This window comes from Pseudoalteromonas sp. S1612 (genome assembly GCF_005887175.1).
GTDB classification, from domain to species: domain Bacteria; phylum Pseudomonadota; class Gammaproteobacteria; order Enterobacterales; family Alteromonadaceae; genus Pseudoalteromonas; species Pseudoalteromonas undina.
The window spans coordinates 97,378-118,263 of sequence record NZ_PNDH01000031.1 but is presented as its reverse complement, the minus strand read 5'-3'; the positions used below and the strand labels follow the sequence as shown (position 1 = coordinate 118,263).

Below are 20,886 nucleotides of genomic sequence, written 5' to 3'. Positions count from 1 at the left end.
TCACTCTTACAAGATACGCCCTGCGTCTACCGCTTTTATAAATAAGCCGACACTAAGTCGGTTTTTTATGTCTGAAATAGAATCAAAAGGCTAGACTACGAAGAAAATATTCGAGATTTATCTAGTTTTGGCTTCATAAATTAGAGAGCAATTTCGGTTTGTATTATATCTAACTCGCCTTGGCGTATTTGACTAGTATTAAAAATAAGCCGTATGGATACTATAAGACTGTTAAATAAAAGTAACAAAGTTTAACGTTTACACACACATCCAAAAGGTCAAACATGCACACAATAAATAAAACAGCACTATCAATAGCCGTTGCGTTGGCTTGTTCAATGCCATTGAATGCTCAAGAAGCTTCTACGGATAAAGAGCAAGCGTCAGAAAAAGAAACAGTTTCATTAGAAATCATTTCGGTAACAGCAACTAAGCGCAAAACAAGACTAATGGAAACACCTGTTGCCATTACAGCATTAACTGAAGCCGAGCTGAAAAGAAACGGTGTTAATAGCGTTAAGGATATTGCTAACTTAGTACCTGGCTTAGATATTTCAACTGCAACAGATCAAGCTGCGCCGGTTATTTCTATGCGAGGTGTACGCTCTACCAATATTACTGAGCTTGGCGATCCGGCTGTAGGTGTTCACCTTGATGGTATTTACTCACCACGTATGCAAGGTGCCCTTGCATTGATGTATGACATAGACAGAGTTGAAGCACTAAGGGGCCCACAAGGCACCCTATTTGGTCGTAACTCAACGGTGGGTAGTATCAATGTTATTTCAGCAAAGCCAGAGTTTACCGACTTATATGGCAACGTTAGTATCGAAGCGGGAAACTTTAATAGTAAAAATATTGATGCCGTTTTAAATATTCCTATTAATGATGAATTTGCCGTTAGGTTTTCAGGAAAAGGCTTGAAACGGGATTCTTATTTAGAAGGGTATTACGATCCTAACCAATATGACTCAAGACGCTTAAGCGACGATATTCTTAATGCGCCGGTAATCTCTGAAGATTCTTATCAAGGTGTGGGTCAAACAATTACCCAACGAGAAAACTGGTGGATAGATGGCGCTGGCACAGATCCAGAAGCGCAAAAAGTTCGCGCACTAACACCAGCTGATAAAAGCAATTTTTACAATAATGCGGATGAATATTCATTTAGAGTTAGCACCCTATGGGAGCCTTTAGATGGTAATTTTTCAAACCACACCGTTTTTCAAAAGTATGTAAATGATAGCAATAACAACCTAGATTTAGTTAACTGCGATAAAATTCGCGGCAGAAGTGCTGAACTAGGTGGTGACTGCACCAACTTTTTACCCAGCGATAATACTTATCAGGCGGTTGTAAATGTACCCGGTAAGCTTAATTTAGACATTACGTACTTAAGAAATACCCTTAACTACGACATAAACGATGAATATTCGCTTGTCTGGTTATTGGGCTATGAAGATATGGAGCGCTCTTCAGCACAAGATAGTGAAGTAGGTTTAGACCCTTGGGATGGCGCAACTTACTTTTTAGACGGCACTGGCGCAGAATCTTTTTCAACTGAGCTGCAAATACAATCTGATGAATATGGCGACTTTATCTGGATTGCAGGTATAAATTACTTTCATGAAAGAACAAAAACCTTAGGTTATTACGATAACCCTATGGATGACAAAGCGTTTTGGGATCAACCCGATCGTTCTACCGATGCCCTCGCATTATTTGGCCAAGGTACATACAACTTAACTGAAAAGTTACACCTAACACTTGGCTATCGATTTAGTGATGAAACAAAAGAAGATAAAGGCGGAAAAACCTATCGCTGTTCTAATGCTGATGGCTGCGCCGTAGGTTGGTTAAATAGAACTGATTTAAATAACCTTCCTGTTGATTACTACGAAGACCCTTCTATTTATGCGTCGTACTTTGAAAACGACAATAAGGGAAGCTGGAAACACCATGATTTTCGTGTCGGTTTAGATTATGACATTTCACCTGAAACCATGGTTTATACCTATCTTGCCAGTGGCTTTAAAGCCGGTGGTATTGGTGATGTTTACGAAGTGGTAAACGACAGAACCGGTGACGTTACTCGTTTTGAAACCAAGTTTAATCCAGAAGAAGTACTTACTTGGGAATTAGGGGCTAAATCGAGCTTTTTTGATAACTCATTAAACTTAAAAGCGGCATTTTTCTATACTGACTACACCGATATGCAATATGCATCAGTAGGCTCTATCGGTAATGTTGAGCGCTTATCTGTAGTCGAAGATGAAGATGGCTCTCCCATTTTAGACGGTAATGGCGAGCCTGTTCTTGATTTTCAAAACAAACCTGTCATTGCTTATTACACACAAAATGTCCCTGGTTCAACAATAAAAGGGATTGAGCTTGAGTTTGACTGGAAGCCGTATCCAAATGGTCGAATTAGTGGTTACGTAACGTGGACTGATGCAAAAGTTACTGAAGATTGGAATACTAAATGGGACTACGACGCGGAGTATCTGTTTGATATTTCTTATGAAGAATCAAAAGATCCTGAAAACACCCTGTTAGCTACCAATCTTAAGGGGAATAATTTAGCAATGACCCCTGAGTTCACTGCCAATATAAGTTACACACATACACTTAACTTAGGGGAATATGGTTTTGTTCACGCATGGCTAAATGCCAGCTGGAAAGATGAATCGTACTCAACGGTATGGAATGTTGATAAACATTTAGATGACATGGATTTTCAAGTGCCAGATGAAGCAACAAAATATATCGATGATAGCCGCGATGCATTTGCCGTATTTAACGCCTCTATTAAGTATGAGCCGCAAGGACAAAACTGGTTTGCAGAAGTGTTTGTTAATAATGCCTCAGATGAAACTATTCAATACTGGAATAATACTGGCAAAGGGATCCCTAAAGGCAGCTTTGGCATGCCGAGATACTACGGTATGAGAGCGGGTTTTTCATTCTAAATAACCGAGTAAAAAATTATCCTCCTACAGGCTAGAGTACTGTAGGAGGTGCTTGATTAAATAAGGAATTTAATAATGAAAACGAAGCTAATTTCAACCTTGGTTGCTGGTCTTATAGTTATTTCACCCGCCACGCACGCTAACTATTTTAAAGACGATTTTTCGTGGGGATTTGACACTCGTATTTGGAGTGCACGTAGTGGCGATAATGGCTCGCCTTTTGGCTGCGAATTTACTCCAGGAATGATTAATCCAAGTCAACACGGCATCACTCTTTCCTTATCAGAAGGTGCGTGTGCTGAGCTGCAAAGTAATCACTTTTATAGTTTTGGTAAGGTACAAGGTAGTGTTAAGTCGGGCAATATCGCCGGTACCGTGTCTTCTATTTTTACTTACACCTCATGGTGGGATTCGCCAGGACGTGCGTGGCAAGAGATAGATATCGAACTATTACCTTCTTTAGGCAATGTCGTTCATACCAATGTTATCTACCAGCCCCAAGGAGGCACATATCAAAGCTGGGAAGAGGATATTGATTTAAGCCAATTCGGGCTTGATTACAGAGAAAACTTATTAACCATTGGCTTCGACTGGTCTAGTTCATCAATTCGTTGGTATCTCTTCGACTCACAAGGAAACGAGAAAACAATTAGAGTGATGTACAAAGACAATGGGGATGGCGTAATAGCTAATAATGAAATTCCCAGCTATGCGTGGCCAATTGATAAAACAAAAATAATGATTAACCAGTGGAATGGTGACAACTCGACTCAAGGAAATTACTTTCCGGGTCAATACTACGGCAGCCCTTCATGGGCATATTATGATTTTATTGAATATATTCCACACTAAATTAATCAATCCGTATTTATAAAACAGTATTTAATCTCGAAGGTTTTAAATGTCGAAAATAAAACACCCTAAATTATTACTTTGCTTATTGCCTGTTTTTGGCATGTTCAACTGCCAAAATGTATTTAGTGCAGACAATCAGCAAGTTAATTGGCCTTATGTGAACACACAACTTAAGCGTGATCCTGCCGTTGAAAAACAGATTGATAAACTGCTCGAAACAATGACTATAGAGCAAAAAGTTGCGCAAATGATACAGCCAGAAATTGGCTATTTAACTGTCGAGCAAATGAAAAAGTATGGATTTGGCTCTTATCTAAATGGCGGGAATACCGCCCCTTATGGTAACAAACGAGCGGATCAAGCTACTTGGTTAAAATACGCAGATGAAATGTACCTGGCTTCTATGGATTCGACCATAGATGGTATTGCGATCCCGACGGTGTGGGGGACCGATGCCATGCATGGGCATAGCAATGTGTATGGTGCTACGTTATTTCCGCACAATATTGGCTTAGGCGCAGCGCGCGATGGCGATTTAATAAAACGTATAGGGCAAGCAACAGCAAAGGAAGTGTCGGCCACGGGTATTGAGTGGAGTTTTGCACCCACAGTAGCGGTTGTCAGAGATGATCGCTGGGGGAGAACCTATGAAAGCTATTCAGAAGATCCTGACTTAGTTAAATACTATGCGGGTAACATGGTGACTGGTATTCAAGGTGACATAGGCGCTGACTTTTTAAAAGGCAGTAACCGTATTGCCACCGCTAAGCACTTTGTGGGAGATGGAGGAACTGAGCGAGGTATTGACCGCGGTAATACGCTAATTGATGAAAAAGGGTTAAGAGATATTCACAGCCCGGGTTACTTTTCAGCGATTAATGAGGGAGTGCAATCCGTTATGGCATCCTTCAATAGCTGGAATGGTAAACGTGTACATGGCGATAAACATTTATTAACGGATGTACTTAAAAACCAGTTAGGTTTTGATGGCTTTGTTGTAAGCGATTGGAATGCGCATAAGTTTGTAGAAGGCTGCGATTTAGAGCAATGTGCGCAAGCAATTAACGCGGGCGTTGATGTGATAATGGTGCCAGAGCATTTTGAAGCCTTTTATCATAATACTGTTGAGCAAGTGAAAGCGGGTGTTATACCTCAATCACGAATAGATGATGCTGTTAGACGTTTTTTAAGAGCTAAAATTCGCTGGGGTGTGTTTACAAAGGGTAAACCATCCTCGCGTCCTGAGTCACAATACCCGCAATGGTTAGGTGCTTCTGAACATCGAGAGCTGGCAAGAGAAGCGGTAAGAAAGTCATTAGTGTTATTAAAAAACAACAATAACCTGTTGCCAATAAACCCAGCTAGCCATATTTTGGTTGCCGGCAAAGGCGCTAATGCAATCAATATGCAAGCAGGTGGTTGGAGTGTGTCTTGGCAAGGCACTGACAACACCAACAGTGACTTTTTAAATGCGACCTCTATTTTCTCAGGATTACAATCATCCGTTTTAAAAGCAGGCGGTGAAATAAGCTTAAGTGAGTCTGGTGAGTATAAAACTAAGCCAGACGTAGCCATTGTAGTTATTGGTGAAGAACCTTATGCAGAGTGGTTTGGAGATATAGAACGACTAGAGTTTCAGCCTGAAACTAAACAGGCTCTCAAATTACTGCGTAAACTTAAGGCCGATAATATTCCTGTTGTCACCGTCTTTTTGAGTGGCCGCCCGCTTTGGGTAAATAAAGAGCTCAATGCATCTGATGCTTTTGTTGCTGCATGGTTGCCAGGCTCTGAAGGCCAAGGTGTTGCCGATGTATTACTCACTGACCAACAAGGGAATGCCCAGTTTGATTTTGTCGGTAAGCTGAGTTTTTCATGGCCAAAATACGATGAGCAATTTAATTTAAACCGTGGTGATGCCAATTACGATCCCTTGTTTGCGTATGGTTATGGGTTAACTTATCAAGACAGCATCAATATGTCCGCCTTAAGTGAAAAAACCACGCCTAGAAAGAACGTAAAAAGTAATGCCCAGCCTTTGTTTGTAAGAAGCTTAGCTAAAAACCTAACTTGGAAACTAGCAGATAGCACAACAGCACACGTTTTAACGACCGGCTCATCGGCAACCAGTGGTGATAAAAAAAGCCTGCTCATGCAGTCGGTGAACTTGTCGTATCAAGAAGATGCAAGACAATTTAGTTGGCCATCTCAATTTGCTAATGCAACGCTGAGTCTAAGTTATTTAAAGCCTGAGCTACTTGATAGCAAATTTAATAACGCCTATCTTGAATTAAAACTGCGGTTAGATAAAGCGCCTGAGCAAGACACTAAATTACAGCTTATGTGTAACGAAAGTAATTGTTTAAGAAGCATTAAATTTTCATCGTTAAACAAGGTAATGTCTGATAAACGCTGGCATACTTTGGCAATACCGTTAAATTGTAATGATGGCGATGTATCTGCAGAGATAACAGATGTACTGCGCGTAACTAGTCGTAACTTACGCTTAGCAATTGCAGATGTAACCTTAACGAAGAAGCCAGATAATAATGCTTCAAAATTAAGTTGCGCAAATTAGCCACACTCAATGGCAGCCGACAAAGAACAGATAATCGGCTGCCTTTAAAACTGGATCTACGAATGTGAATGCCAAAAACCCCAGAAGTCACCTTTTCTGGTTATTTCAAAGTTGTGGTTGGATTGTATATGCAATGCTAACTGAGCTGATGATTAAAATACCCAGCGAAGAGCCGTGGTCAATACACATACCGCATTTAATCATTGATGTAACATGTGGTTTTTTGATCACGCTAGCTTTAAGAAGAGCTTACAACTGCTCAAGTAAGCACGCATTCAAAACGAAAGTCGCATCACACTTAATACTGTTGTTAACTGCAACATTAGTTTGGACACAAATAAAGTGGGTCACTTTGCAATGGTTATATGGCAATGGCTGGCTTGCCATGTCGTGGTTTGACTTTGGTACTTGGACGTCAGCATCGTTAACTATGCTTTCAACATGGACTGCTTTTTATTATGCAATTAAAATTTATTTAGATAATTTAGAGCAAACTCAAAAAGCCGCCGAAGCGACGCACCTTGCCAAAGAGTCGCAACTTAAAATGCTACGATACCAGCTTAACCCGCATTTTATGTTTAACAGCATTAATGCCATTTGCACCTTAATCTTAAAAAAAGAAAGTTTGCAGGCAGTTAATATGCTCGAAAAACTATGTGACCTACTGCGCCATAGCTTGTATACCGACCCACTTGAAAAAGTAGCGATTAAAGAAGAAATTGCCATATTAAAAACCTACTTAGATATAGAGCAGTGTCGATTTACCGACCGGTTAGAGGTTAATATAAGCGTTGATGAACCATGCAACGATTTATTAATCCCTTCTTTATTAGTTCAACCGTTAGTCGAAAATGCCTTAAAACATGGTATGCGAGCAGATCAAAAAATGGTGATCACAATCAATGTTGAAAAAACAAAAACCGCATTGCTCATTAAAGTTGCAGATACTGGCAAAGGGTTTAACGACAATAAAAAATCAAAAAGAGGCATAGGCTTAGCTAATTGTGAGCAACGCTTAAAATTAATCTATGGAAACAGCCACCACATTGAAAAAGGCAATGCCAAAACAGGCGGCGCATGGCTGTGTATTTCTCTTCCTATTAATGGTTTGCAATAATGATGCGATTAAAAACTTTACTGGTTGACGATGAATACAGCGCTATTGAAGGGTTACGTATTCGTTTGGAAGCTTTTGACGAAATAGACGTGATTGGTAGTGCCCAAAGTGTTGATGAAGCAATTAATATATTGAACAAACATGACGTAGATTTAGTTTTTTTAGATATAGAAATGCCAACAAAATCAGGCTTTGAGTTAATTAAACATTTTCAGCCAGAAAGCTGCCCAGCGGTTATTTTTGTTACTGCGTTTCACCAACATGCGGTTAAAGCATTTGAAGTGCGCGCACTTGATTACTTACTTAAACCCGTTAAGTTAGACCGTTTAGCTGAAGCGATTGATAGAGTTATTAATACTGCAAAGCTTAATAGTAAAAACGAGCTAATTGAAGTACAGCAGTCATTGGTGAAAAATGACCCCGACGAAATCGCCGTTTCTGCTAATTCTGACTATAAATTTGAAGCCGAAAACTTAGTGATCCAAGATGCTAAAAACCCGATTCAAATAATTCCGTTTAAAGATATTTTATGGATCGACGCCGCTGGCGATTATATGTGTGTTCATACACTGATAGAAACCTATGTAATGCGAGCGCGTTTAAAAGATCTTGAAAAAAACACCTTACCAGAAGACTTCTTACGCATACATAAATCAACCATTGTTAATTTAAGCCACATCAAACAGCTCAACCCATTACGTAACTCTGAATACATGGCAGTGTTAGATAATGAAAAAAACCTAAAGGTGAGTAGAACGTACAGTAAAAATTTAAAAAGCTTAATAAAACAATAACGGTGGTTTTTTAGTAACACCACCGCCAACATTTTTAATGTAAACGTAGAGCTTTGCTTACGTTAAAAGCACAGCTTCTCATTGCTAAAACCTAAAACCTAAAACCTAAAACCTAAAACCTAAAACCTAAAACCTAAAACCTAAAACCTAAGCTGCTCTTTAAACTCGGCTGTGTTATTTTGAACGTCTTGTTTAAAAGGATCTTGCTGTATGTTTAAAACCGTATTTTTTATATTCTTATTTATTTTAAGCGCACTTTTTACTGTTACCGCACACGTAAATGAGGCTAAACATACAATCGCCGTAGGTGCAGAGCAGTTTGCCATGTACTTACCGCAATTAAAAAACAAACGTGTCGGGCTGGTGGTCAATCAAACTTCTGTAGTGGGTCAAACACATCTGGTTGATAGCTTGCTGGCTAAAAACATCAACATCACTAAAATTTTTGCACCTGAGCATGGCTTTCGAGGCGATCATGATGCGGGAGCGCATGTTAAAAACGCCGTTGATAGCAAAACTGGTATTCCACTAATTTCTATTTACGGAAAAAACAAAAAACCAAGCGCCAAGGTGCTAAGCGATGTTGATATCATTATTTTTGATATTCAAGATGTGGGCGTACGTTTTTACACCTACATTAGCTCAATGCATTACATGATGGAGGCTGCGGCTGAACAAGGTGTTGAATTTATAGTACTTGATAGGCCAAATCCTAATATTAGCCACATTGATGGGCCAATTTTAGAACCGCAGTTTAAATCGTTTGTGGGTATGCACCCAATCCCTGTATTACACGGTATGACGGTAGGCGAGCTGGCTAAAATGATCAAAGGCGAGGGCTGGATCAATCAAGCGGCTAATTTACAACTGAGCGTGATCAGTGTTGCTCATTACACCCGCACCAGTCGTTATAGTTTACCGGTAAAACCAAGCCCTAATTTACCCAACGATCAATCAATAGCGCTGTATCCCTCGTTGTGCTTTTTTGAGGCAACCCCTGTTAGCATAGGTAGAGGAACTGATTTTGCATTTCAGGTTATTGGTTATTCACCAGTAGCACTTGGGGACTTTAGCTTTACCCCGCGCTCAATAAAAGGCGCAGCACTTAATCCTAAATTTAAAGACCAAATGGTGAAAGGGATTGATTTACGCCATAGTAATACCATTGGCTTAAACTTAAATTATTTAATTAATGCTTACCAGCAACTGACTCAGGCTAAACAGCCGTTTTTTGAACGTGCCGATTTTATGGATAAGCTCGCAGGAACTGATAAATTAAGACTCGCCATAGAAGCAGGGCACTCAGCTAAGGAAATTAAACAAAGCTGGCAAGCGGGGCTCGAGCAATTTAAACAGCAAAGAGCGCCTTATTTGCTCTACCAATAAAGGAATGAGTGTGTATTTAAATTTTTCCGTGTTAGCAAAGCGTACTTTTTTTAACGCGCTGACAATTGCGCTTTGCTTTATTATTACCGGTTGCAGTGGCGCAAGCAGTGCAATTAAATCTCAGCGCCCGTTTATTCCTAATCAAATACAAAGCCTCGCTCATGCTCAGGTGATTGCCACCTTTCCTGAGTCCAACCCCAGCAGCAGAGAATATGTAAATAATCGTGGCACCTTTAAAGCGTATAAAGGGCGCGGAAAATTATTACTACAAAATGAAAGTGCCTTAAGTGCCGATATTTATATTAATAATAAAAAGTTAGCGCTTGATACCCTGCAAAAAAATACTGAGTATGCCTTTAATTTAGGGCAGTACACTCACAACGGAGTTAACACTTTTAAGGTTGATAACATTCAACCTGCTGACGGCAGTTTAACTCTGCGATTTGCCTTTGCTACTCTAAATAGCTCAGTGGCTAAAACCATTGATTTTAGTGCGGTAGATAAGCTAATAGAAAAAGATGTAAGTGAGGGTTTTCCTGGTGCGGTATTAGCGGTAATTAAAGCGGGTAAGATATTAAAATTAACCGCTTATGGTGATGCCAAGCAATATCAGCAAAATGACTTAATGTTGTTACGCCCAGAGCCCATGCAAACAAATACCTTATTCGATTTAGCCTCAAACACAAAAATATTTGCTACTAACTTTGCGTTAATGAAACTAGTAAGCGAAGGGCAATTAAATATAAATAACAGAGTGAGTGATTACCTAACAGAATACCAAGGCGATGGACGAGAGCTGCGCCAAGTTAAAGACTTACTCACTCATAAAGCCGGTTATCCGCCAGTGTTTGATTTTCATCGAAAAGACACCCGCTATGGCGAAGCGTTTTTTTCACAAGCCAGCGACACCACTAAACAATTACTACTTACCAGCGTACCACTAGCCAGTGAGCCAAGCGCTCAGCATGTTTACTCTGATATTGATTACATGATTTTAGGAGTTTTAATTGAGCGTATTAGCGGCCAACCGCTCGACAAATATCTAGAGCAGCATATTTACGCGCCTTTAAAGCTTAACAACACTTTATTTAACCCGCTTAAAAAAGGCTTTAATCGTCAGCAGTTTGCCGCCACGGAGCTAAGTGGAAATACCCGCGATGGCCGTATTCATTTTGATAATATTCGTACCAATGTGCTACAAGGGCAGGTGCATGACGAACGTGCTTTTTATTCACTTGATGGTGTAGCAGGCCATGCAGGACTATTTAGTAATGCCCCCGATTTGGCTGTTTTATGTCAAGTGTTACTCAACAAGGGCGGTTACGGCGATAAGCAAATTTTTAATGCCAGTAGTTTGGCGCAGTTTTTAACCCCACAAAGTACCGATGAAACCTACGGCTTAGGCTTTCGTCTTGCAGGAAATAATCAAGCGCGGCGCTGGCACTTTGGCCCGTATGCCAGCCCACAAGCTTATGGACACACAGGTTGGACTGGCACAGTAACTGTGATTGATCCCGCTTACGATTTAGCCATCATCTTACTTACCAATGCACGCCATTCACCAATTAAAGGTAGTGAAAAACGTTATCAGTTTGTAGGTAAAAACTATGAAACAGCTCAATATGGTTCTATTGTTTCATTAATTTATGAGGCGCTGTTAAATCAGTAAACTCAGTGAGTGACTTAATGGTGTAAATCTATTAAGTTAACTGCTTACTATTAACTAACCAAGGCTGTTAAAGCCGCGTTTATTATAAAAATTAAAAAGGTTTGTTTATGCATTGGTATTCTATTTTGCCACCGCTGATTGCCATTATTATTGTGTTTTGGCGCAAAGAAGTCATTATGGCGCTGCTTGTTGCGGTAATTTCATCGGAATTTTTACTCGCATTACAAGGTGAAGGAAATAGCGTATTTACTACGTTTTTAAATAGCATTGAGCGCATAGTCGCTGTAGCCAGTTCTCCCGGTAATACCCGTATACTCATCTTTAGTATTTTAATAGGCGCCTTACTTGCCTATATTCGCGAATCTGGCGGTGTTGCTGCTACCGTTAATTTGTTGATGAACAAAGGTGTTGCGAAAAGTAAGCGCCAAGTGGGCTTTTTAACTATGTTTACCGGCGTTGCGGTATTTATAGAGTCAAACTTAAGTGTGCTTACCTCGGGTATTTTATCTCGTGGCCTGTTCGACAAATTTAAAATGAGCCGCGCGCGTTTAGCTTATATAATCGATAGCACCAGCGCCCCTGTGTGTATTTTAATATTACTAAACGGCTGGGGTGCATTTGTACTTGGCTTGCTAGGTAATTACGAATTAGGTGAGTCGGCCGTGTCGGTGCTGTGGGGCAGTGTAGGCTATAACTTTTACGCCATAATCACCCTGGTTATTGTTTTTTATACCATTGCCTTTGATAAAGTACACGGGCCAATGAAAGTAGCCGAGCAAAAGTTAGAGCTACAAACAACCGAACTAAAAGAAGAAGTAAAAGGCTCTAAAGCGCGCTTTATGTTGGTGCCATTGCTAACGCTGATTGTGAGCATGGTCGGTTTTATGTTTTATACCGGTAACGGGGTACTTGCCGAGGGTAGTGGCTCAAAATCGGTATTGTATGCCACTGTACTGGCTATTGTTGTGGCCTATTGCTTAATGATTAGTTCGCGCCAGTTTACCCACCACCAATTAGTCGATACTGGCTTTAAAGGCATGGGCGAATTACTCCCACTGGTAAGTATTGTATTGCTCTCGCTCACCTTGGGCGCAAGCTTAAAAGAGCTAGGTACTGGCGTGTTTGTGGCATCTTTGGTTGGCGATTACTTACCGATATATTTAATAGTGCCAGTGCTGTTTTTAACTGGCGCGGTTATGTCGTTTACTACAGGCACCTCGTGGGGCACGTTTGCCATACTTATCCCCATTGGCGTACCGCTTATTCAAGCGCTTGGTTTACCGCCATCGCTGGTGGTAGGCGCTATTTTAGGTGGTGGGATATTTGGCGATCATTGTTCCCCTATATCCGACACCAGCGCAGTATCAGCCATCGCCTCAGGTTGTGATTTACTCACCCACGTTAAAACCCAATTACCTTATGCGTTAGTGGGCGGCGGCCTAACGTTTGTAGCTTACTTAGTAACGAGCTTAATTGTGTTATAAACACATTTCAGAGCAAGACAGTTCCAAACATTCAAAAGCCTGCTTAATCGCAGGCTTTTTTGTTTACACGTAGGTTGGGTTTAGTGACACGAAACCCAACGGAACGCCAATTTATTTCACAGCTTTATAGCCGAGTATATACACTGTTTTGTAGGCGCTTAGCTTGCTAGCGCGTTGGTGGGCTATTATTAGTTCTGGAGCTATAAGCCTGCTGAGTAGCAGGCTTATTCATGTATATTAAGTTTTTAAATAGCTACACCTTGATCTTCCATATTTTTTCTTGTTTCTTCAGAGAGCCAGCCTAATAGCTCTTTACTTTCGATTTGAAAGGAAACTAAGTAAGCAATCTCTATGAAGACTGCTTTCATACCTATATGAAGTTTTCCTTTTTCATATAGGTGTAGGTGAGAAGATATTTCTAATACAAATAACCATGTGAAGATTGATAACTCAGGATAGAGTATCACTCGTAAAATCTTTTTATATTCTTCGGACTTAACAGAGCTAAGAAGTAAGCCGAGAGCAATGATTTTATCCTTATAGATAAAAAAGTTCTTATCAAAAATAAGAGATTTATAATTATTTGGATGTGAGTAATCATTACTTATATTTTTAGAACCCACTGATAGAAAATATTCTTCAAAAAAATTGCTATGTGTGTATTGATCCGAATTTCCATTATTATTTATTGTTAACGAAGTGAAGTCTAAGTCGTCTCTTTCTCCAACAGATTTAATTACATAGTTGTAATTGTTTTCAATGAGTATTAATTGCTTTTTATTTAACTCTTTTATTTGAAAAATAACAGAAGTTAAGGTCTCTTTAGTGACTGTAAAGTTTTGAATGTTCAGTTGATCTTGTAAAGCTTCACGAGTTTCTTTGAGCTCTTTTCTATTATCTTTCCAGATATTTAATAGAAGTATGAGAGATATTACAGCGATACACGTACTTGTTAGGTTATAAAACACACTAGAGGTATTTGTCCAGGTTTGAATATTTTTTGGTGCACCGATACCAAATACACTGACAAAACAAATGAAAATAAGTATTAAAAACAACAAAAGTGCACTAGACCACTTTTGTATGGTGGTAAGTTCTAGATCAACTTTTTTTATTGGTTTCATAGCTTTCCTTAGCGAGATTTTCTTTTATTAAAATATTGTGTCTTAAGAATAACTAGAATATCGTTAAGCATATAGTAATTATTAAGCCCTACACTGCTTCGCTCCAACCCCTGCATGTTTAAGCGCAATAATCTGTCCTTTCCTGTTATGTGCCATAGCGAGTATGTCACCCGTATTTATATTACTTTCTACTGCGTGCCTTCCCTTTAAATCACTGAGCAGTGACTGCTTAATTTGTACCAGTACCTCGTCATTGCAGCTGGCTATGTACCAGTCGTTGTCGACCTTTACGAGCGTGCCGTATTCTATATGGTGTTGTTGATGGCGGCGTAAGTCGTTTGCTAGTTGGGTGTCGAGCGCGCGTTTTTGTTGCGTTATGGTGCTTGCGTAGCTACCTGTTTGATCTATTTCATGCGTTGTTATAAACGAGTAGTCGTGTATATCTATGGTGTTTAATACGGTTTTAGGGGCAGTATTTACCACGTTGTTACTGTCGAGCACTATAAAAGCCAGTAAGCCCAGTGCGCAGGTAAGGCTTGTGAGTTGCAGGGCAAAGCCAAGCTTTTTAGGTTGTTTTTGAGCTACGCTGTGTTTTAACGCCTGTTGTTGAGCATGCGAAAGAGTGGTACATGCTTTTCGCTCGTTATAATGTTGTGTGAGCTTTTCATTAAACTGCTCATCAGGCTTATTCATTACAGTCTCCTAATAATTGTTTTAGGTTTCGTTTGGCATAGCGTAGCCTTGTTTTTATGGTTTGGGCGTTGCTTTGCGTTATAAGCTCTATGTCGGCAAGGCTAAAGCCTTCTTGTTGTAAGGTGATGGCTTCGCGCTGCACAAAACTAAGTTGCTTGAGCGCAGCATTAAACGCTTCATAACTTATGTGTGTGTCGCCTATGTGTGAGTCACTACTTGTTAATTCACTTTGATTGTTATTTTGCGCAGGTAGTTGGCTGTTTTCGTCAAGCTCGACAAAGTGTTGCTGTTTGCGGTATTCGTCTATTAGGGTGTTGCGTGCGAGTTTAAATAACCAGGCTTTGGGCGTGGTTTGTGCTTGGTAAAGGTGGCGCTTTTCAATAACCTTTAGCCATGTTTGTTGGCTTACGTCGTATGCTAAATGTGTATTAGACTGGGTAACTAGGTAGTGATATAAATCGTTACTGTATAAGGCAATAAGCTGCTCTAAGTGGCGGTTGTCGCCACTTTTTGCATACCGCGCCATGCAGTCTTTGCTTGGCGCTTCAAATAACCATGACTTAATACTCAATAGCATAGGCGCTTATTCCCTTACTGCGAACTGTCTAATTTAAAATCAAGCTGTACGGTTTGACCTGTTTGCAATTGTGCCACACCTTCAATTACTTTTGGACGATATTTCCAGCGTTTAATGGCGCGAAGTGCTTCGCGATCAAATATGCGTTTTGGCTCGGAATTTACTACCGTGGCATTAATTACTTCACCTGTGGGTGAAATATTAAAGCTAAGTTGTACCCAGCCTTCTATGCCATCCCGTGCCGCGCTAGTTGGGTATTTAGGGTTTATGCGCACAATGGGTGAAGCATCTCCCGTTGGGCGGGTAATTATTTGCTTCATATCGTCACCAAGTCTGTCAATTACTATGGGTGGTGCTGTGCTTATTGCTGTTATTGGCTCATTACTAGGTGTTACACGTGGCGGTGCTTTAGGCGGCACTTTAGGTGTGGGTGGTGGCGGTATTCTTTTAATATGCGTGGTTTGTTTATCTTCTGGTGCTTGAAAAATCTCAACAGTAATATCATCACCCAATTTAATAGGTGCTCTTTGCTCGCCACTAATTAAGTATTGCATAAAGGCAAATGCGATAAAGGTCATCGCAGCACCGCCAATAACAGCTGTTGATGTTTTGAACATGGGGTTTTTAGGGAATTCAAGTGTGTGCATAAGCCGCTCCAAATTAACTTATTATGTTGTTTCAGAGCTATAACGGCTGGCAAATAGAAAAGGGGTGAAATAGTTTTAAAATTTAATTAAAAATACAGGGGTAGTATTTAACCTATATAAAAGGTCTCTTAATTTTTTTATTTTGGGTTGGCTAAAAAGAATGTAGTTATTTTAAGTTTTGCCTGTTATTTTCTATTTTATTTACTCTAGGTAGATGAAATTTAGAGCTTTAAGTTGCTTCCCTGCTGTTGTTAGATTTTGCTTCTCAGTAGTAGCGGTGGCAACATTCAGGCATGCTCATTAAAAAGGATTTTATAAATGAAAAAAGCAATATTCGTTTTTTTATTATTTGTTAGTGCGTGTTCATATTTCGAAAGTGAAACAGAGCAAGCTAATCGTTTATCCAAAACACACCAAGTAGACATTCAAGCTGGTGAACCCCGTTTATTTTTCCCTGAACAATTTGCAGTTAGTGATGGAGAGGCTCCAATTCTTGAAATGGAAATGACTACGCTTGCAGATGCTTCTGAGTCACTCGATGGTATTGAGGCCGCATTAACGACCTATCCTCCAGGGTTTGTTGCTGAAGCAATTGACGCTATTTACCTTTCTGGACCTATGCTTATAGAGGGGGCTGCTGCTGGAGGAACCTATTCAAGTAATTCCATAATTCTAGTTAATCTCTCAGGATGGAATGGCACGAGTTTTAATTTCGAAAATTCGTTGAAAGGGGTTCATCATGAATTAAGCTCGTTAGTTTATATACGTTCACCTTTCGTTATATTTGCATGGCAAGCTTTGCTGCCAAAAGACTGGAAACCCGCAGCATCTAATTTTGACGCGCTTACAAAGTATAAATCTGCACCCGATTATAACGCAGGCTTTTTGTCTGATTATGGTAAAACCTCTGTCGGAAACGACTTTAATATTTATGCTGAATTTGCCTTTGCTGAACCTGAAAAACTGCGGGAACTTGCCGCTACCTATCCAATAATAGCTAAAAAGTTGAGTTTGTTTATTACCGCGTATACGCAGTTTTCGGCTAAATATCAGCAAGACTTTGAAGATTATTTTGCGAGAACAGGTTTGAGTGATGTTGCTGTACAGCCTGATAATTTTGAAATGACTATCCATTTAGATTTAAACGATCTTAAGCCACAGATAAGCCAATGAGGTTTTTCTTTTTGAGCTGTTATCTCTGCTTAGCATTATGCTAGAATCGGCCTTATCATATAATAAATAAGGATATTTTTGTGGATATTATCATTGGTCAAAATGTGCTGAAGAAAAAAGCGCAACTAACTCAACTTTCTGAGCGCGCTATTGGGCGGGCTTTCAAAGAGCAAGCCGCTTTGGCAATCCAAATGACACAGTGCAGTGCTGCGGTTTATCGCCGCTTACAACGCACCTATAAATCTACTGTAACACCTAGGGATCAAAAGCGTGTTAAAGCCGGTGGCTTAACGACACAGTCCGTTGTTTTTTCTACCAGTAATAATAGTCAAAAATCTTTTAATAGCTTACTTCCTGCTATGCGTGGGGGAGCTTCAGCACCCGGTAGTGTTGCAAAAACATCTAACGATGTTGCTATTGCTTCAAATCAGCCCCAAGCAATCAACTTATTAGCTTTATTACACCCAGTGATAAACGAAGATATTATGAAAACAGGTAATAGTGTTGAGAAAGCAGCAACTATTTTAGGCCTTGTTACTACAACTGTTGGTTTTGCTGTTCCTGGTGGCAGTGTTGCTTCTTCAATTGTGAGCTGGGTGGGTAGTGGTGCTACTTATTCAGGGTTTACTATGTCGAGAATTCGCCCTGACGCCCCTGATCGTGCATATCACCAACTAACAAACTACATTACTTGCTTGGCTGCATGGAATAAAAAGGCGTGTGAGTTAATTGATATTGCAGATCCAAATGGGAAGTGGACTTTTCGAGATATTGAAACAGGGTTTGCTTAAAAGCTAAAACAATTAAGGGAGTATAATTACTCCCTTAATTGATGTTTGCTTAGCGTGTTTTGAAAGCATTACAAGCAGTATAAGTTAATTTTTCACGTCATCTTCGTGAAGATCTTTAAACAGCTCCCCTTGGGGATGCTCAAAAAATTCATCTTCTTCTTCATCTACAACCAGCATTTGATCTTGCGCGGTGGTTTCTTCAATGCGCGGATCCATCGTAGCGGCCAGTGGCGAGTTTGTAACATCGGATGTACCGACCACATAATCACTGGGTTCTGGCTGTTCAACTTTTTGTTTAGAGTTAATAAAGGTTAGTAGTAAGTACATAGCCACGGTTAATAGCGAAATTGACGCATACAATGCTTGGTGACCAAAGTAGGTCATCAGCTGTGCGTTAACTGTTGAGCCTATTGCTGCACCGGCGCCAAAAGCGACTAATAATGCAGATGATACGCCTACGCGCTCTTCGTCCTCAACCCGCGAATTAGCTAGCGCAGAACAAAGCGGATATAAAGTAAACGCAAATAAACCAAAGATAAAAGTGAGTATGTAAGCTGTTAGTTGTGAAGTAGGCAATAAAAACAATGCCAAACTTACAACACCGATAGCTGCTGCATTAGTTCGAATTAATACGCTACGACGAACGCGATCAGAGAGCATCCCCATTGGCCACTGGGCTAGCAAACCAGCAAAAATAGTCACCGACATAAAAATAGCAATTTCTGCGGCGCCAAAGCCAGATAGCTTAGCAAATATAGGCGCTAGGCCATAAAAACTACCATTGATAATGCCTGCAAAGTGCACCGCAGTAAGCGACTGTGGCACTTTTTTAGCGTAATCAAACAGACTCATTTTTATCGGCTTTAACGGTTTAGGGTGAATTCTGCGAGTGATAGAAATTGGAATAATACCGATAGCCAACGCCATGCATACTAAAAATAGCGGTGCATACCCTAGCTCAGGAAATTGTGCGAGCGCTAGTTGGCCTAAAATCATCCCTAAGTAAGAGGTGATCATATAAAAAGAGAAGACTCGCCCGCGAGATTCAGGCGCTGATTGTTCGTTTAGCCAGCTTTCTAGCACCATGTAATTACACATCATCCCTAAGCCAACAAAAAGCCTAAGGCCTAACCATATATATAGATTGTCGCTTACTCCGTGTGCGGCCACACAGGCAGTAACCGCCGCAGTACTTGCTGCAAAGGTTCTAATGTGACCCACCGATTTAATTAAATGATAGCCAAGTTTTGAACCCAGTAATAAGCCAAGGTAATAACACGAGGTCATTAGGCCTATCCAAAACGTAGACGTGCCTTGTTTACCTAAGTAAAGGGCTAAATAGGTTGTAAGTAAGCCGGTACCAATAATTAAAAATAAATTGGCAAAATACAGTGATGGAAATGATTTCATTAAGATGCAAATTATGAGCTAAGACAACTAGATACTAGAGCAAGCATGAAGGTTTTCCAAGCTGTAAAAAATGTGCTCTGTAATAATGAACACTCAGTATAAGAATATAGAGCGGTCGATAAATTATTTATTGATAAAAATAGCTTTGGATAAAATAGCGATCTAAAAAATCGGACGGTTAAGTGCGATGCTAGAATAGCGAGTGTATTGCGGGTATTATGCATAAAGATAATTTTCAGCATTACTTACTCTTTAGAGAGGAGCTAATGGCAGCAGTAATATTTTTTGGAATTAAAAATGACCAGTGATAATCAAGCTATAAATAAGCGTAAAAAGAATAATCCGCTTATCGAAATCGTATTTAATATCATCATACCTTCAGTCATTTTAATGAAATTTTCAGGGCCTGAATATTTAGGCAGCGTGATTGGCTTAATTGTGGCGCTTATATTCCCTATTAGTTACGGTATTTATGATTTTATAAAAGCGGGCTCATTAAATTTTATTTCACTTTTGGGCTTTTTAAGTACTTTGCTTACCGGTGGTATTGCGCTGTTTGAGCTTAATGTTGAGTGGTTAGCAATTAAAGAAGCGGCTATACCAGCAATCATTGGTTTTACCGTGCTGATGTCGGGTTTTTTTGGTAAACCCTTGCTAGCCAAGCTCTTATTAAACTCACTTTTATTTAAGTTAGACACTATTTACGATGCCCTTGATGAGCGCGGCAATACGCAAAACTTTAAACAAAAGATTACTAATGCTAATTACTTATTAGCGCTCACCTTTGTGTTTTCATCAACTATGAATTACCTCTTAGCTAAATGGATTGTTACTAGCCCAGCAGGTAGCGTGGAATTTAACGAGCAACTTGGTGAAATGACGCTATTGAGTTATCCAGTGATCGCGATTCCATCTATGATAATGCTGATTGGAATTTTTATTTATGTGATTAAAGTGCTGACCAAGCTGACCGGTATGAAATTTGAAGACATGGTTAATGCCGAGTAGATATAACGCATAAAAAACCGTTGTTTAGCAACGGTTTTTTTTGCTATCAATATTTACTTGTAGTGAGAGTAAAGTTGGTAATTAGTTCTGTGGTACGGAATAAGTTTATAGTTTGGTTGTAAAAAAGTGACTAAGTCGGTGAGTTCAGATACGGTCATGGTATCGTTAAATACCGTCATTTTTGAGCTGCCATCTTCATTTCTGGCGTCGGGTCTATAAGGCCTAGAAAACCGATGTGAGGGGTTTATTACTGACGTGACCAGCTCAGCATAAGTAATTATTTTGGTTTTATTACCTCCTAGCTTAATAGAAATATCGTCATGTTTTGTTACGCTGCTATCTTCAACGCCTGCAAGGGTGTGACATGCCAAGCACTTATATTTTAAAAACACGGCTTTACCTTGTTCTGCATTCCCCTCTGGCAAGCTAAAACCTCGTGGAGAATCAACTCCTTTATCACAGCCTGCCAGTGCCATTAAGCATGCAATTAAGAGTGTATATTTCATAATAACTCCATTTTTTAATTGGTTTTTTGCAGTGCTTAATTGTTCTCATCAATAACGCTTTATTTGATAAGCCATAAAATAAGCGGCTGCACGCGTATTTTGATACTG

General features: G+C 39.8%; 17 protein-coding genes. 11 read left to right on the top strand and 6 right to left on the bottom strand.

Going from position 1 to position 20,886, the window contains the following annotated elements; genetic code table 11:
• The first annotated feature begins 284 nt into the window (after nucleotides 1–284).
• The 8 genes from CWB78_RS11850 to CWB78_RS11815 all read left to right on the top strand — a co-directional run bounded on the left by CWB78_RS11850 (nucleotide 285) and on the right by CWB78_RS11815 (nucleotide 12,849).
• Nucleotides 285–2,969 (top strand): TonB-dependent receptor, encoded by a 2,685-nt coding sequence (locus CWB78_RS11850; protein ID WP_138562572.1) that lies wholly within the window; start codon nucleotides 285–287, stop codon nucleotides 2,967–2,969.
• Between the two features lie 75 nt (nucleotides 2,970–3,044).
• Nucleotides 3,045–3,821, top strand: coding sequence for a family 16 glycosylhydrolase (locus CWB78_RS11845; RefSeq protein ID WP_075169810.1), 777 nt, complete (start codon nucleotides 3,045–3,047; stop codon nucleotides 3,819–3,821).
• A gap of 49 nt (nucleotides 3,822–3,870) precedes the next feature.
• Nucleotides 3,871–6,399, top strand: a complete 2,529-nt coding sequence (locus CWB78_RS11840) for a glycoside hydrolase family 3 protein (protein WP_138595739.1) — start codon at nucleotides 3,871–3,873, stop codon at nucleotides 6,397–6,399.
• Nucleotides 6,400–6,532: 133 nt separating this feature from the next.
• Nucleotides 6,533–7,516, top strand: a complete 984-nt coding sequence (locus tag CWB78_RS11835) for a sensor histidine kinase (RefSeq protein ID WP_138595737.1) — start codon at nucleotides 6,533–6,535, stop codon at nucleotides 7,514–7,516.
• Nucleotides 7,516–8,310, top strand: a complete 795-nt coding sequence (locus CWB78_RS11830; protein WP_138595735.1) for a LytR/AlgR family response regulator transcription factor — start codon at nucleotides 7,516–7,518, stop codon at nucleotides 8,308–8,310. The genes CWB78_RS11835 and CWB78_RS11830 overlap by 1 nt, the downstream gene beginning before the upstream one ends.
• A 210-nt stretch (nucleotides 8,311–8,520) precedes the next feature.
• The gene (locus tag CWB78_RS11825; protein ID WP_138595733.1) at nucleotides 8,521–9,696 is read left to right on the top strand and encodes an exo-beta-N-acetylmuramidase NamZ family protein; all 1,176 of its coding nucleotides are present in this window, start codon (nucleotides 8,521–8,523) and stop codon (nucleotides 9,694–9,696) included.
• A gap of 10 nt (nucleotides 9,697–9,706) precedes the next feature.
• The gene (gene pbp4b / locus CWB78_RS11820; RefSeq protein ID WP_138595731.1) at nucleotides 9,707–11,365 is read left to right on the top strand and encodes a penicillin binding protein PBP4B; all 1,659 of its coding nucleotides are present in this window, start codon (nucleotides 9,707–9,709) and stop codon (nucleotides 11,363–11,365) included.
• Nucleotides 11,366–11,472: 107 nt separating this feature from the next.
• Complete coding sequence (locus tag CWB78_RS11815) at nucleotides 11,473–12,849, top strand: Na+/H+ antiporter NhaC family protein (RefSeq protein ID WP_021033151.1); 1,377 nt, start codon at nucleotides 11,473–11,475, stop codon at nucleotides 12,847–12,849.
• 245 nt (nucleotides 12,850–13,094) lie between these two features.
• On the opposite strand, the gene CWB78_RS11810 is transcribed toward CWB78_RS11815, so the two are convergent.
• From CWB78_RS11810 to CWB78_RS11795, 4 genes are all read right to left on the bottom strand, one after another.
• Nucleotides 13,095–13,973 carry a hypothetical protein gene (locus CWB78_RS11810; protein ID WP_138595730.1) on the bottom strand — a complete coding sequence of 293 codons (879 nt, stop codon included), beginning with the start codon at nucleotides 13,971–13,973 and terminating at the stop codon, nucleotides 13,095–13,097.
• 81 nt (nucleotides 13,974–14,054) lie between these two features.
• Nucleotides 14,055–14,666: a hypothetical protein gene (locus tag CWB78_RS11805; RefSeq protein WP_138595729.1), complete on the bottom strand. Its 612-nt coding sequence runs from the start codon at nucleotides 14,664–14,666 to the stop codon at nucleotides 14,055–14,057.
• Nucleotides 14,659–15,243, bottom strand: coding sequence for a sigma-70 family RNA polymerase sigma factor (locus CWB78_RS11800; protein ID WP_138595727.1), 585 nt, complete (start codon nucleotides 15,241–15,243; stop codon nucleotides 14,659–14,661). The genes CWB78_RS11805 and CWB78_RS11800 overlap by 8 nt, the downstream gene beginning before the upstream one ends.
• Nucleotides 15,244–15,257: 14 nt before the next feature.
• The gene (locus tag CWB78_RS11795) at nucleotides 15,258–15,890 is read right to left on the bottom strand and encodes an energy transducer TonB (RefSeq protein ID WP_138595725.1); all 633 of its coding nucleotides are present in this window, start codon (nucleotides 15,888–15,890) and stop codon (nucleotides 15,258–15,260) included.
• Between the two features lie 318 nt (nucleotides 15,891–16,208).
• Between CWB78_RS11795 and CWB78_RS11790 the strand changes: the two genes are divergently transcribed.
• Both CWB78_RS11790 and CWB78_RS11785 read left to right on the top strand, forming a co-directional pair.
• A complete protein-coding gene (locus CWB78_RS11790; protein WP_138595723.1) occupies nucleotides 16,209–17,063 on the top strand; it encodes a hypothetical protein in 855 nt (284 codons plus the stop codon).
• Between the two features lie 80 nt (nucleotides 17,064–17,143).
• Nucleotides 17,144–17,854: a hypothetical protein gene (locus CWB78_RS11785; RefSeq protein WP_010387555.1), complete on the top strand. Its 711-nt coding sequence runs from the start codon at nucleotides 17,144–17,146 to the stop codon at nucleotides 17,852–17,854.
• An 84-nt stretch (nucleotides 17,855–17,938) separates the two neighbouring features.
• On the opposite strand, the gene CWB78_RS11780 is transcribed toward CWB78_RS11785, so the two are convergent.
• The gene (locus tag CWB78_RS11780) at nucleotides 17,939–19,264 is read right to left on the bottom strand and encodes an MFS transporter (protein WP_055013459.1); all 1,326 of its coding nucleotides are present in this window, start codon (nucleotides 19,262–19,264) and stop codon (nucleotides 17,939–17,941) included.
• 297 nt (nucleotides 19,265–19,561) lie between these two features.
• Here CWB78_RS11780 and CWB78_RS11775 point away from each other — a divergent pair, with 297 nt between their 5' ends.
• Entirely contained in the window at nucleotides 19,562–20,272 is a 711-nt protein-coding gene (locus tag CWB78_RS11775) for a VC0807 family protein (protein ID WP_010387557.1), read from the top strand.
• A 53-nt stretch (nucleotides 20,273–20,325) separates the two neighbouring features.
• On the opposite strand, the gene CWB78_RS11770 is transcribed toward CWB78_RS11775, so the two are convergent.
• A complete protein-coding gene (locus tag CWB78_RS11770; protein WP_138595721.1) occupies nucleotides 20,326–20,778 on the bottom strand; it encodes a c-type cytochrome in 453 nt (150 codons plus the stop codon).
• Between the last annotated feature and the right edge of the window lie 108 nt (nucleotides 20,779–20,886).